At 64.3% G+C, this 13,615-nt stretch carries 10 protein-coding genes; 6 read left to right on the top strand and 4 right to left on the bottom strand.

The window, feature by feature from the left end:
- Nucleotides 1-106: 106 nt before the first annotated feature.
- A complete protein-coding gene (locus DOM57_RS10315) occupies nucleotides 107-4,063 on the bottom strand; it encodes a hybrid sensor histidine kinase/response regulator (protein ID WP_110649111.1) in 3,957 nt (1,318 codons plus the stop codon).
- A 419-nt stretch (nucleotides 4,064-4,482) separates the two neighbouring features.
- Between DOM57_RS10315 and DOM57_RS10310 the strand changes: the two genes are divergently transcribed.
- The 5 genes from DOM57_RS10310 (at nucleotide 4,483) to DOM57_RS10290 (ending at nucleotide 9,428) form a co-directional block, all read left to right on the top strand.
- Complete coding sequence (locus tag DOM57_RS10310) at nucleotides 4,483-4,740, top strand: DUF4212 domain-containing protein (RefSeq protein ID WP_110649110.1); 258 nt, start codon at nucleotides 4,483-4,485, stop codon at nucleotides 4,738-4,740.
- Nucleotides 4,741-4,788: 48 nt separating this feature from the next.
- A complete protein-coding gene (locus tag DOM57_RS10305; RefSeq protein WP_110649109.1) occupies nucleotides 4,789-6,573 on the top strand; it encodes a sodium:solute symporter family protein in 1,785 nt (594 codons plus the stop codon).
- Nucleotides 6,574-6,681: 108 nt separating this feature from the next.
- Nucleotides 6,682-8,514 (top strand): putative nucleotidyltransferase substrate binding domain-containing protein, encoded by a 1,833-nt coding sequence (locus DOM57_RS10300; RefSeq protein ID WP_110649108.1) that lies wholly within the window; start codon nucleotides 6,682-6,684, stop codon nucleotides 8,512-8,514.
- 3 nt (nucleotides 8,515-8,517) lie between these two features.
- Nucleotides 8,518-9,162: a 3'-5' exonuclease gene (locus DOM57_RS10295; RefSeq protein WP_239496182.1), complete on the top strand. Its 645-nt coding sequence runs from the start codon at nucleotides 8,518-8,520 to the stop codon at nucleotides 9,160-9,162.
- 41 nt (nucleotides 9,163-9,203) lie between these two features.
- Nucleotides 9,204-9,428 (top strand): hypothetical protein, encoded by a 225-nt coding sequence (locus DOM57_RS10290; RefSeq protein ID WP_204352921.1) that lies wholly within the window; start codon nucleotides 9,204-9,206, stop codon nucleotides 9,426-9,428.
- A 72-nt stretch (nucleotides 9,429-9,500) separates the two neighbouring features.
- Here the strand turns inward: DOM57_RS10290 and DOM57_RS10285 are convergent, their stop codons facing one another.
- Genes DOM57_RS10285 through DOM57_RS10275 form a run of 3 tightly spaced genes read right to left on the bottom strand, consistent with a single transcriptional unit; the run spans nucleotide 9,501 to nucleotide 12,451 of the window.
- Entirely contained in the window at nucleotides 9,501-10,751 is a 1,251-nt protein-coding gene (locus DOM57_RS10285) for an Nramp family divalent metal transporter (protein WP_110649106.1), read from the bottom strand.
- 12 nt (nucleotides 10,752-10,763) lie between these two features.
- Nucleotides 10,764-11,528, bottom strand: a complete 765-nt coding sequence (locus DOM57_RS10280; RefSeq protein ID WP_162619507.1) for an MBL fold metallo-hydrolase — start codon at nucleotides 11,526-11,528, stop codon at nucleotides 10,764-10,766.
- Between the two features lie 26 nt (nucleotides 11,529-11,554).
- Entirely contained in the window at nucleotides 11,555-12,451 is an 897-nt protein-coding gene (locus DOM57_RS10275; RefSeq protein ID WP_110649105.1) for an amidohydrolase family protein, read from the bottom strand.
- A 236-nt stretch (nucleotides 12,452-12,687) separates the two neighbouring features.
- On the opposite strand from DOM57_RS10275, the gene ttcA reads away from it, so the two are divergent.
- On the top strand, nucleotides 12,688-13,614 hold the full coding sequence (gene ttcA / locus DOM57_RS10270; protein WP_110649104.1) for a tRNA 2-thiocytidine(32) synthetase TtcA: 927 nt from the start codon (nucleotides 12,688-12,690) through the stop codon (nucleotides 13,612-13,614).
- Nucleotide 13,615: the final 1 nt, after the last annotated feature.

Below are 13,615 nucleotides of genomic sequence, written 5' to 3'. Positions count from 1 at the left end.
AGAAGAGGTAAGCGCCGCTGCGCGGCTAGAAGAGGGAAGAACGGTGCTTCGCACCTTGAAGGGATAAGACAATTTCTCTCCCCTCTTCCCTCTTCCTGCTCTATTCCTAATCCCCCGAAATCCTCGCCGCGCGACTCGCCTGCAGCGTGCGTGTCAGCAGGGCACGCAGCGCTGCCGGCCGCACCGGCTTGAGCAGCAAGTGATAGCCGCTGCGTTTGACCTCCTCGGCGACTTCCTCGGTGCGGTCGGCGGTAATGACGATACCCGGTACCGCCTGCTCGCAGAGCTCTTCCAATGCCTCGAGGGCCATCATGCCGGTGACTTCGTTGTCGAGATGGTAATCGGCCAGGATGGCGTCGGGGTCGCCGCCCATGTTGCGGATCGCCGACTTGGCGCCGCCGATCGAAGTGGCGGTGAACACCTCGCACTCCCACCCTTCCAGCATCGCCTTCATCCCTTCCAGAATCAGGCGTTCGTTGTCGATGCACAGGATCCGCGTGCCGATGAGCTTGTTGCCGCTGCGCCGCGGTGCCACCTCTTCCGGTTTGGCCGCGCCACGACGGTCGGCCACCAGCGGTACGGAGACCGAGAACACGGTACCGACATCGACCTTGGAGCGGACCCGGATCGGGTGATCGAGCACCCGGCTCATGCGCTCGGCGATCGACAGCCCCAGCCCAAGTCCGCGCTCGCTCTCCTTGTGGCGCGAGGCCTGATCGAGACGCCGGAACTCCTGGAAGATCTCGCTCAGCTTGGATTCCGGAATGCCGGGACCGGTGTCCCATACCTCGATCACTACCCGTTCACCCTGGCGCCGGCAGCCCAGCAATACGCGGCCTTGCTGGGTGTAGCGCAGAGCGTTGGAGAGGAAATTCTGGATGATCCGGCGCAGCATCTGGGCGTCGCTGTCGACCCACAGGCTGGTCGCGACCATGTCGAGATCGAGGCCGCGATCATCGGCCATGACCTCGAATTCGGCGCGCAGCGGACGCAGGATATCGGCCAGCGGAAACTGGCTGCGGCGAGGGGTGAGGGCGCCGGCATCGAGCTTGGAAATGTCGAGCAGGGTGCCGAGCAGCTCCTCGGCGGCCTGCAGCGAGTTGTCGATATGCCCGATGGTGCGCTTGTGGTCGCTATCCGCCACCTGCTGGCCCAGCGCCGAGGTGAACAGGCGCGCGGCGTTGAGCGGCTGCAGCAGGTCGTGACTGGCGGCAGCGAGGAAGCGGGTCTTGGAGGCGTTGGCGTCCTCGGCGGTCTGCTTGGCCTGGCGCAGCGCCTGTTCGGCCTCGGCACGCACGCGGTTTTCCTGGCGCAGTGCGGCATTGGCCTTGGATAGCGCCTGGGTGCGCTCGCGCACGCGCTCCTCGAGATTCTCGTTGGTTTCGCGCAGGGCGATCTCGGCCAGGCGGCGCTCGGTGATGTCCTGGTAGAGCGCGAAGAAACCGAGAATGCGTCCGCCCTCGCCGAAGTGTGGCGTATAGGTCACCAGCATGTAGCGGATGCCGCCGTCGCCGTCGTCCAGCGAGATTTCGAAAGTGACACGTTCCCCGTCCAGCGCGCGGCGCATCCAGGGGCCGCGCTGACGCGCCGCCTGTGGCGGCATGACATTTTCGACCCGCTCGCCGATCACCGCGTTGCGGTCAATCCCCATCACCGATTCATAGGCGCGGTTGGTGAAGAGATAGCGGCAATCCTTGTCGAAATAGGCGATCAGTGCCGGCACGTTGTCGGTATAGATGCGGATATTGCTCTCGGAGCGGATCAGCGCCTCTTCGGTGCGCTTCTGCTGGGTGATGTCCTGGTAGGTGTAGACAAAGCCGCCGCCGGGCATCGGGTTGCCGAGTACCTCCAGGACGGTGCCGTCGGGACGGTATCGCTCGTAGCGGTGGGGTTGGCCGCTGCGGATGTTGTCGATCAGTTGCTCGACGTGTTCTTCGGGATCGCCGGGACCGTACTCGCCGTTGTGGGCGTTGTAGCGGAACACTTTTTCCATCGGCGTGCCGACGCGAATCAGATTGTCGGGGAAGCGGAAGATCTCCAGATAGCGCTGGTTCCACACCACCAGGTTGAGGTTCTGGTCGACCACGCCGATGCCCTGGTTGATGTTCTCGATGGTGGCCTGCAGCAGGGCGCGGTTGAACTCCAGGACCTGCGAGGCTTCGTCGACGATCGAGATGACGTCTGAAATACCGATGCCGCGGCCCTGCAGCGCCGAGTTGACCACGATGCGTGCCGACGAAGCCCCGAGTACCGAAGCGAGTAGCCGCTCGGTGAACTGGATCACGTCGATCGAGGCGCGGGCGTTGTTCTCCAGCGGCTTGGCGTTGCGTCGGGCGTAGTCGTCGAAGGCGCGTTCGACCTGCGACTTGCCCAGGAAGCGTTCGCACAGCACCTTCAGGTCGCCGACGGTGGTGGCGCCGGTCCAGGGGCGGTTGACCGTGGTCTGGCGGGTTTCGATGCTGTCGACGAACAGCGAGGCCTGGATGCGCTCGACCACCCGCTGTGGTGTCAGTTGCGAAATGAAGATGTAGAAGAACAGATTGAAGGCCAGCGACAGCATCACGCCGTGGGCGAAGCTGTCGGTGACGTTGAGGCCGAAGAGCTGCAGCGGCGACAGCCACTCGATGCCCAGCGGGCCGCCCGCCAGCCACGCTTCCGGCAACAGTCCGGCGCGGATCAGTGCCGGCAGCAGCAGGGTGTAGGCCCAGATCGCGAAACCGACGTTGAGGCCGGTGACCACGCCGAGACGGTTACCGCGTTTCCAGTACAGGCCGCCGAGCAGCGCCGGCGCGAACTGGGCGGCGGCGGACAGCGACAGCATGCCTGTGGCGGCCAGCGAGCTGTATTCGGCCACCAGCTGATAGAACAGATAGGCCAGGATCAGGATGACGACGATGGTGATGCGCCGGGCACGCAGTACCAGGCGGCCGTAATCGCGGGGTTGCGCTTCGAACCAGCGCAACCGGAACAACGCCGGCAACACTATCTCGTTGGAGATCATGATCGAGTTCGACACCGCGGCCATGATCACCATGCCGGTGGCCGCCGATAGGCCGCCGACGAAGGTGAGCATCGCCAGCCACGGCTGGTCGGCGACGATCGGCAATGCCAGCACATAGCTGTCGGGAGAAAGATCGTCGCCGGGGAACAGCGAGAGCCCGGCGGCGGCCAGCGGCAGGACGAAAAACCCGATGGCTATCAGATAGAGCGGAAACAGCCAGCGGGCGCGCCTGGCGTCGTCGGTATGAGTATTCTCCACCACCGTGATATGGAACTGTCGTGGCAGGCAGAAGACCGCCAGCATCGCCAGCAGCGTCTGGGTCCAGAAGCTGGTGTCGAAGTTCTGTTCGGTCAGTTGCCGTTGCAGTTGCAGATAGTCGTCGGCACGGACGAACAGTGTCTGCAAGCCGTCGAACATGCCCCAGGTGACATAGGCGCCGAGCACCAGAAAGACCACCAGCTTGACCACCGATTCGAAGGCGATCGCCTGGATCAGGCCCTCGTGGTGCTCGGTGGCGTTGGTGTCGCGGGTGCCGAACAGGATCGCGAACACCGCCATCACGATGGCGATGTAGAAGGCGGTATCGTCGACGATCGGTGCCTTGATCGTGTTGCCGTCGCTGGTCATCACCTGGAAGGCGCTGGAGACCGCCTTCAGCTGCAGCGCGATATAAGGCAGCGTGCCGATCAGCGCGATCAGGCTGGCGAAGGCCGCCAGCGACTGCGACTTGCCGTAGCGCGAAGCGATGAAGTCGGCGATCGAGGTCACGTTCTGGCGTTTGGCGACCCGGATCATCTTGGTGATCACCGGCCAGAACAGCAGGAAGGTGAGCACCGGGCCGACGAAGATGCTGACGAAGGACCAGCCCGAGGTCGCCGCCTGACCGACGCTGCCGTAGAACGTCCATGAGGTACAGTAGACCGCCAGGGCCAGACTGTAGACGATCGGCCGACGACTGGCCGGGCCATGGCGCCTGGCGTGGCGATCGCCACGCCAGGCAATGGCGAACAGCGTGGCGACGTAGAGTAGCGCCACGACGATCAACAACCCGCCTTCGAACATGCTTCCCCCGCTGATTCCCGGCGTCACCGACGCCTGACGCTCATAGTTTGCCAGCACAGGCGTTCACAGACACCATCCGCCGCCGCTGCCGAAGGCCGAAAGATCCGGTAATGGCGCGTTCCGTGCGCCAACCAAGACTCGCCGACGGCCCGGAGGGGGGGATGGCAGGCACGACAAACGCCGCGACAAGCTCATGCTTTGGGTTGATAGACCAAGGTTTAGCGTCCGGAAGGTTTTTCTAAGACTTTGTTTTTCATTAGCGTTTGCAGTGGAGCCGGGGCTTCGTTCAAGCACTCGACTAAAGTCCGCCTGACAGCATCGTTCCCCTCTGACATAGGCTCGCCATGAGTCCATGCATAACAAATCTTTGATTTCTCGAACGCTAACGCATTTGCCGACGAGGGCGAGGGGGAATTTCCATGACGGGGAAAAACAGACAGGACTACTGGAAGGCCAACATGCGCCTGATCGCCACCTTGCTGGTGATCTGGTTCATCGCCTCCTATGGCTTCGGTGTGCTCCTGGTGGAGCCGCTCAATGCCATTCACTTCTTCGGATTCAAGCTCGGCTTCTGGTTCGCCCAGCAGGGTTCGATCTACGTCTTTCTGGCGTTGATCGTGGTCTATGCATGGTCGATGAATCGCTTGGACCGTGGGCACGACGTGGAAGAGCAGTAACGCGCATACACCCGAACCCAAATCAAAAAACGATAAAGGATCCGAGTGATGGATGTTCAACTACTGACTTACCTGTTCGTCGGTGCCTCGTTCGTGCTCTACATCGGTATCGCGATCTGGTCGCGAGTGGGCTCGACCAAGGAGTTCTACGTCGCCGGGGGCGGTGTTTCTCCGGTCGCCAACGGTGCCGCCACGGCGGCCGACTGGATGTCGGCGGCATCGTTCATCTCGATGGCCGGGATCATCGCCTATTCCGGTTACGATGCCTCGGTCTACCTGATGGGCTGGACCGGCGGCTACGTGCTGCTGGCGATGCTGCTGGCGCCCTACCTGCGCAAGTTCGGCAAGTTCACGGTGCCCGACTTCATCGGCGATCGCTATTACTCCAACGTGGCGCGCACGGTGGCGGTGATCTGCGTGATCTTCGTTTCGTTCACCTACGTCGCCGGCCAGATGCGCGGTACCGGTATCGTCTTCGCCCGCTTCCTCGAGGTGGACGTGGACGTCGGCGTGGTGATCGGCATGGTGATCGTGTTCTTCTACGCCGTGCTCGGCGGCATGAAGGGCATCACCTACACCCAGGTGGCGCAATACTGCGTGCTGATCTTCGCCTTCACCGTGCCGGCCATCTTCCTGTCGATCATGATGACCGGCCATGTCCTGCCGCAGACCGGCTTCGGCGCCACACTGCTGGATGCCGCCGGCAACGATTCGGGGGTCTATCTGCTCGAGCGGCTGGACCAGTTGGTGACCGATCTGGGCTTTAGCGAATACACCTCCGGCACCAAGTCGACCATCGACGTCTTCTTCATCACCGCCGCGCTGATGTGCGGGACGGCCGGGCTGCCGCATGTCATCGTGCGCTTCTTCACCGTGCCGCGGGTGCGCGACGCCCGTGTCAGCGCCGGCTGGGCGCTGTTCTTCATCGCCATTCTCTACACCAGTGCGCCGGCGGTCGGTGCCTTCGCTCGCGTCAACCTGATCGAGACCGTCAACGACACCGCCTACGAAGCGCTGCCGGAGTGGTTCCATAACTGGGAGAACTCGGGGCTGATCGCCTGGACCGACAAGAATGGCGACGGTGAGGTGCAGATGTCCGCTGGCGATCCGTTCGCCGGGACTCCGGCCTACACCGGCGAGCGTGGCCCCCACGGCGAGCGGCTGCTGAGCAACCCCCCGACCGACAATCCGGGCGAGGTCTATATCGACCGCGACATCATCGTGCTCGCCAACCCCGAGATCGGTAACTTGCCGGCCTGGGTGGTGGCGCTGGTCGCGGCCGGTGGCGTGGCGGCGGCGCTCTCCACCGCAGCGGGGCTGTTGCTGGTGATCTCTTCGGCGATCTCCCACGACCTGCTCAAGAAGCAGTTGAAGCCGGACATCTCCGAGCGTGGCGAATTGCTGGCGGCGCGCATCTCGGCCGCCGTGGCGATCGTCATTGCCGGCTACTTCGGCATCAATCCACCGGGCTTCGTGGCCCAGGTGGTGGCCTTCGCCTTCGGATTGGCGGCGTCGAGCTTCTTCCCGGTCATCCTGATGGGGATCTTCTACAAGCGGATGAACAAGGAAGGGGCGATCGCCGGCATGCTGGTGGGGCTGATCTTCACCTTCAGCTACATCGTCTACTTCAAGTTCATCGCGCCGGAGATGAGCACGCCCGAACACTGGTGGTTCGGCGTCTCGCCGGAAGGCATCGGCACGCTGGGGATGATCTTCAACTTCGTGGTGGCGCTGGTGGTGTCCAGGCTCACCGCGCCGCCGCCGGAATCGATCCAGCATATCGTCGAGGACATCCGCGTCCCGCGGGGTGCCGGCGGGGCCGTCGATCACTGACGGAGCCTTCAGCCACTGACAAAGCCTTCAGTCACTGAAGAAAGCCGTTAGCCACTTGAAGAGAGTGCCGCCCCGGTACGCCGGGGCGGAAACGTCGAGATCGCGATCATGCTAGAACCCGACCTGAACCGTATCCCCTTCACGCTGCTGGATTCGGGTCAGCGTCGGCGGGTGCTGGAAGGTTTGGACCTCGGCTACTACGCCACCGGTCAGGTGCTGCTGGAGGCTGGCGCCAGCCCCGAATGCGTCTATCTGATCCTCAAAGGCGAGATCGCCGAGGTGGATCCGCTGCAGACGGGGGATGAGGCGTGGATCGGCCACTACACCCCTGGCGATCTGTTCGGTGGCATCAGCGTGCTCAACGGTTACAGCCGCTATCGCTTCCAGGTCGAGCAGGAGGCGCTGTGCCATCTGCTGCCGGCGGCGCTGTTCCGCGCCTTGTGCGACGAGTGCCCGGCATTCGCCGATTATTTCCGCCAGCGCCTGGCGGACAAGACCCAGCGCCTGCTGGCGCGCCGTGGCGCATTCGGTTCCACCCTGGCCGGCTTCATGCTGGCGAAGGTGCGGGAATGCCTGCGCGAGCCGCTGATCGTGTCCCGCGCGACCTCCATCGCCACGGCGACGGCGCTGCTGCGCGAGCGCCGAGTCGACAGCCTGCTGACGGGAGCGGGAAATCGCCTCGGCATGGTCACCAAGAGCGATCTGCTGGACGCACTGGTGAACGGCGGATCGACTCCCCGGTCCGCCATCGGCGAGCTGGGGCATCGCCCGCTGATCCAGGTGGACATCGACGACTATCTGTTCGCCGCGCTGGTGGCGATGACCCGGCATCGCATCGCCAGGGTCGTGGTCTTCGACGGCCGCGAGGTGGCCGGCGTGGTCGAACTGCCGGACGTGCTCAGCCACTTCTCCAGTCGTGCCCACGTCGTCGGCCTGCAGATCGAACAGGCGCGTGACTTCGACGATCTCGTCGCCGCCGCGGGCGGGTTGACGGCGCTGGTCGAGGGGCTGATGGCCCAGGGCGTCAAACTGCGCTTCGTGATGGCGCTGCTGGCGGCGCTCAACGCCAGGATCGTTCACAGGACCTTCGAGTTCGGCGTGCCGGAATCGTTGCGCGCCCAGAGCTGCCTGATGGTCATGGGCAGCGAGGGACGCGGCGAGCAGATCCTCAAGACCGATCAGGACAACGGCTTGATTCTGACCGATGGCAACGCATGGTCGGACGCCACCCGGCAGGAGCCGTTGATGGCCGTGATGCAGGACTTCAGCGAGCGGCTCCAGCGGCTCGGCTATCCGCCCTGTCCGGGGAAGATCATGGTCTCCAACCCGGCCTGGGTGGCCAGCGAGTCGGTGTGGCGGGGCAAGATCGCGCGCTGGGCCTCGAGCCGCGACCCTCATTCGCTGATGCAGCTGGCGATCCTGCTCGATGCCCGCGCGGTGGGGGGGCAGGCAACCTTGCTGGAGGGGCTGCGCGAGTCGCTCTTCCGGCGCTGCTCGCGCGACGAACTGCTGCTGTCGCATTTCGCCCGCGCGGCACTGCGCTTCGGCTCGCCGCTGACGCTGTTCGGCTCGCTCAAGCGTCGCGAGCATGGTGTCGATGTCAAGAAGGCGGGGCTGTTTCCGATCGTGCACGGCGTGCGCACGCTGGCACTGGAACGGCGCATCGCGGCGACCTCGACCCTCGACAGACTCGACGCGCTGGTCGACGACGGGCGGCTGGATCGCGCCTTCGCCGACGACCTGGCGGAAGCGCTGGCGCTGTTCGTCGAGCTTCGATTGCGCCAGCAGCTGGAGCGGTTACGGGCCGGGGGCCGCGTCGGTGACGATCGCGTGGTGGTCCAGCGTCTGAGCGGTTTCGAGCGCGACCTGCTACGCGAAGCGCTGCACACGGTGCGGGCGTTCAAGCAGCGCCTGACCCATCGCTACCACCTCGAGTATTGAACGATGAATGCCGCCGACGCCAATGCATCGGGTAAAGCCGTGACGCTGATGGAGCGCTGGCGTCGTCGGCGTGGACGACAGGTCTGCGATCTTCGCTATCGGCACCTGTTCGAGCCCTACGAGGGAGACGAGTGGGTGGCGCTGGATTGCGAGACCACGGGACTCGACCGGCGCCGGGCCGAGTTGGTGTCGCTGGCGGCGGTGAAGGTGGTCGGCGACCGGATCCAGACCAGCCAGGCACTGGATCTGCGCCTGCAGCGTCCGGAGAGTTTGTCGGCCGATTCGATATGCATTCACGGCTTGCGCGGCGTCGACCTGCTCGGCGGTGAAACGGTGGGCGATGCCCTGGCGCGCCTGCTCGGCTTCATCGGCAATCGGCCGCTGCTCGGCTGGTGCATCGACTACGACCTGGCCGTCATCGACCGCCAACTGCGGCCACGCTTCGGCTTCGCGCTGCCCAATCGGCGGGTCGACGTGCGCCGTCGCTATGCCCGATGGTATCGCCGGGCTCGACCGTCGGTCGAACCGGACCTGCGCTTCGAAGCGGTGGCGGCGGCGTTGGATCTGCCGATGCTGGGCCGACACACCGCCATCGGCGATGCCGTGACCGCGGCGTTGATTCATCTGCGCCTCGAACGGGAAGTCTGACGACACGTGACGCGAGTGGGTTCGATTCTCTGGGAGGAAGGATGATGGAGTGGATGGAGAAGACAGCGCTGCTCGGTGGCCTGATGGTGGTTTGCGCGAGCTATCTGCATTACATCTGGCGCACCCGTGACCTGCGCGGTCTCATGCTGTTCTGGCTGCGGCGCATGGCCCTGTCGCCGGGAGAGTTCAAGCTGCAGCGGGCCGGCATCGTGATTCTGTTCGTGGGCATCCTGTTGCGCTACGCCAACATCGTGCACCTGGCGTAGCGCGGTACGGTGTCCTGGGATCCGTTGTCGTTTCACGCGGCAACGCGGCTCGCGCTGAAACGGCAACAGGCCTTAGACCAGGCCAAGCGACGACAGAATGTTGGTGATGCCCATATAGATGGCGAATAGCACGGCGATGCCGCCCAGCGTGTTGGTAATCCATCCGTTGCGGTACTGCTCGCCGACCATGCCTTTCTTGTTGATCAGATAGAGAATCAGCACCGCCGATATCGGCAGCAGCATGCCGTTGACCGTCTGGGCCAGGATGATGGTCCAGACCGGGCGTTCGATACTGAGTGCGAGCAGCAGCGGCACCCAGGCCACGAACGAAAAGACCAGGCGGAAAGGCGTGCTCTTGAGATCGGTGGAGAGCTTGAAGCTCTGGGTGAAGACGTAGGCCGCGGAAAGCGCCGCCATCGGCATGCAGGAAACCGCTGCCGCGAACAGGCCGATGCGGAAGAAGGTATAGGCGGCGGGCCCCAGGAACGGTTCCAGCGACATCGCCATCTCCCGCGCGCTGGTGATTTCCAGACCCTGGGACTCATGCAGCGGATGCAGTACGGCGGCAGCGACCACGCCCACCGACATGGTCACGATGCCGCCGAGGAAGATCGGTACGAAGGTGTCGAAACGCATCAGCCGGAAATAGTGTTGGGGATTGCGGTGCCACTGCCGCTCGATGACCCCCGATGAGTGCAGATACAGGTTGTAGGGCACTACCGTGGTGCCGATCAGCCCCAGCACCAGCATGGTGTCGGAAAGCGCAAAGCGCGGCGTGATCAGGCCCTTGAACACCGCCGGATAGTCCGGCGTGACGTAGAACATGTTGAACAGAAAGGTCAGGCTCATCACGCCGACCAGCAGCATGATGGTCTTCTCCAGCAACGCATAGCGCCCCAGCATCAGCAGGATCCAGTAGAGCAGGGTCACGATCGCCATCCACAGGGTGCCGGAAACGCCCGGTATCAGGCCGTCCAGGGAGAGATTGACCCCCGCCAGGTTGCCCACCGAGTAGATGGTGTTGCCTCCCGTGATCGCCAGCACGGCAATGATGCTGGCCCATAGACCGATCTTGTCGCGTATCAGTTGGCCCAGCGACAGGCCCGTCGCCAGGGACAGGCGCGCCACCATCTCCTGCAACACCATGACCATGATGATCGCCAGGGTGACCGAGGCCCACAGCAGGGTGTAGCCGTTGTTGGTTCCCGCGACGATGCTGGTGGTGATGGTGCCGGTGCCGATGAAGGCACCGGTGACCAGCATTCCCGGGCCGAGCTGGCGCAGCATGCCGCCGATCGTCCATGACTTCGATTCCTGTGCCATGACGGTTTCTCCTTATGGGTCGATAGCGCCGCAGGGGCCCGGCGGTATTGTCATCCGCCACTGGCGTTCGCCGGCGGTGTCGGTGAGGGATTCGGAAAGACGAATGGTCGCAGTGAGTTCATCCAGCACCTGCCAGCGACCCTCGATCCGGTGCAGCGGCGCATCGTGTCCGGGATGGAGCGTGGCCGCCCGGGCGCAGAGCCGGCGTATGGAATCGCGGGCGACCTGGCGGTTCCAGGTATTGCTCAGCTCGGCGTCGGGGTGCAGCTCGTGGCGGTTCTTGATCGCATCGCTGGCGAGAATGACGTCGTCGAACGCCAGCGCGATCAATCCCTGGGTATGGCCGGGGGCCTCGATGACCTGCATGCCTTCGATGCGGTCGTCGTCCTCGATCAGGTGCAGCCGCGGATGCCTGGCCAGGGCTCCGCGGTGCAGTTCGGGCACGGCGAAGTCGTCGAACGGCTCGGGCGGTTCGAGCTCCTTGCGCGGCAGGTAGATCTCGGCATCGGGAAACAGCGGCCAGTTGACGGCATGATCGAAATGGAGGTGGCTGATCACCACCGCATCGATGTCCGCAGGCGAGAGCCGCAGGGCCGACAGGCGCTTCAGCAACTCCTGGCGCTCGTTGTAGCCGGCGGTGTCGAACAGCACGTGGCGCTGGCGTGTTGCCGTCGTCACCTCGATCAGAAAGGCGCTGCTCCAGCCCAATGGCCCGCGTTGACTGCCGGCCACGGGAATGCCGGAGAACAGCGGGTGAAGCCGGTATCGGGAAGTCATGATCGCTCCATGTCGTGGGGAATGGGCTAGCCGGCGTCGCTGCCGAAGCCGTAGAGCGTGGCCGGGTTGCTCACCAGCAGGCGTTGGATCTGGGCGTCGTCGAACCATTCGCCGACGAGGTTGCGCATGTGGCCGGTGTTCGGCCGTTGATAGGGAATGGCGACATGCGGCCAGTCGCTGCCGTAGAGCACCCGCTCCGGCGCGATAGCCGCCAGCCGCCGTGCCATGGTCCGCGAGGCGGCGTAGTCGTCGTGTTCGGGCTCCAGGCGGTAGGGCGCCGAAAGCTTGACCCAGTGGCCATGGTCGCCGATCAATCGACAGAGGGCACGGAAGCCCTCGCTCTCCACCCCGGCCGCGGCGGCAGGATGGCCCATGTGGTCGATCACCAGTGGTGTCTGCAAACGCACCAGGCGCGGCAGCAGCGATGGTAACTGCTCGGCACCCACTAGCAGCTGCAGGTGCCAGCCGTAGGGCGCGATCAGCGTCGCCAGCGTCTCCAACTGGTCCAGTGCGACGCCGCCGCCGAACAGCACGTTGACCCGGGTACCGCGAACGCCGAGCTCGTGCATGGCGGCCAAGGTGGACGGTGAAAAGCTGTCGTCGATCACGGCGACGCCTCTCAGGCGCTCGGGATGGCGTGCGAGTACTTCCAGCATGAAGCGATTGTCGAGACCGTGGACGCTGACCTGGACCAGGACGCCGTAGGTCATGCCGGTGGCATCCAACATCGCCAGGTAGTCGCGCTCCGAGGCCGGGGGCGGGGTGTAGCTGCGCTCGGCGGAGAGGGGAAAGCGGCTGCCGTCGTCGATGACATGGGCGTGGCAGTCGCAGGCACCCTCGGGCACGCTGAAACTGGCTGGTTCGATCCACGGATCGGGACCGGGGCAGGGCAACCCATGGCGATACTGGCGTGGCTCGAGCATGGCGTCGTCGCTCTCGCGATCTTAAGGGGGAGAGCCATTCTGGGTATTGTCGATAATTATGGCGATAATCAATTCGGCTAACTCGATCACTTCTCGCTGCGGTCGCCGCGGTGGGCACTTCGCCCCGGTCCCAGGCGGTGTTAGCATAGGCGCCCCACGAATGAGACCCGCGCAAGAGGGCGCGAGGCGATGCCGATCCACGAGGCGTCGGCCCGCCGGGCGCGAAAGAGCGAACCATGCAACGAGCCAGCGATCCCATCGAGAGCCGGCAGGCCGCGACTGCCACCGACGCCGACGGCGAGGCGCTATCGTCCGCCAGCGCGGCCAGGGAAAAACGCGAGTTCAACAAGCTGCAGAAACGTCTGCGGCGCCAGGTCGGCAATGCGATCATCGACTACGGCATGATCCACGACGGCGACAAGGTGATGGTGTGTCTGTCCGGCGGCAAGGACTCCTATACCATGCTGGAGATCCTGCTCAATCTGCAGCGCAACGCGCCGGTCGATTTCGAACTGGTGGCGGTCAACCTCGACCAGAAGCAGCCGGGCTTTCCCGAGCATGTGCTGCCCGAGTACCTGAGCGCCAGGGGCGTGCCGTTTCATATCCTCGAGCGCAATACCTATTCGGTGGTCAAGGAAAAGACACCGGAAGGCAAGACCACCTGCGCGCTCTGCTCGCGGCTGCGGCGCGGTTCGCTATACGGCTTCGCCGAGGAGATCGGGGCGACCAAGGTGGCGCTTGGCCACCATCGCGAGGACATTCTCGAGACGCTGTTCCTCAACATGTTCTTCGGCGGCACGCTCAAGGCGATGCCGCCCAAGCTGCTTTCCGACGACGGCAAGAACATCGTCATCCGTCCACTGGCCTACTGCCGCGAAGCGGATATCGCCGAGTACGCGCGCCAGATGGCCTTCCCGATCATTCCCTGCAATCTGTGCGGCTCGCAGCCCAACCTGCAGCGCCAGGTGGTCAAGGAGATGCTGGCGGAATGGGAGGTCAAGCATCCGGGACGGCTGGAAACCATGTTCAAGGCGGTCACCAACGTGGCGCCGTCACAGCTCGCCGATCGCAACCTGTTCGATTTCGAGGGATTGGAAGCGAAGCAGCAGCAGATGCAGGAGACGCGGATCGAGGCCTTCGATCTGCTCGCCCGCGAAGCCTGAG

Source organism: Salinicola peritrichatus, from assembly GCF_003206715.1.
Classification (GTDB): Bacteria; Pseudomonadota; Gammaproteobacteria; order Pseudomonadales; family Halomonadaceae; genus Salinicola; species Salinicola peritrichatus.
The sequence above is the reverse complement of the archived record's forward strand: the minus strand, read 5'-3'. Positions and strand labels throughout refer to the sequence as shown.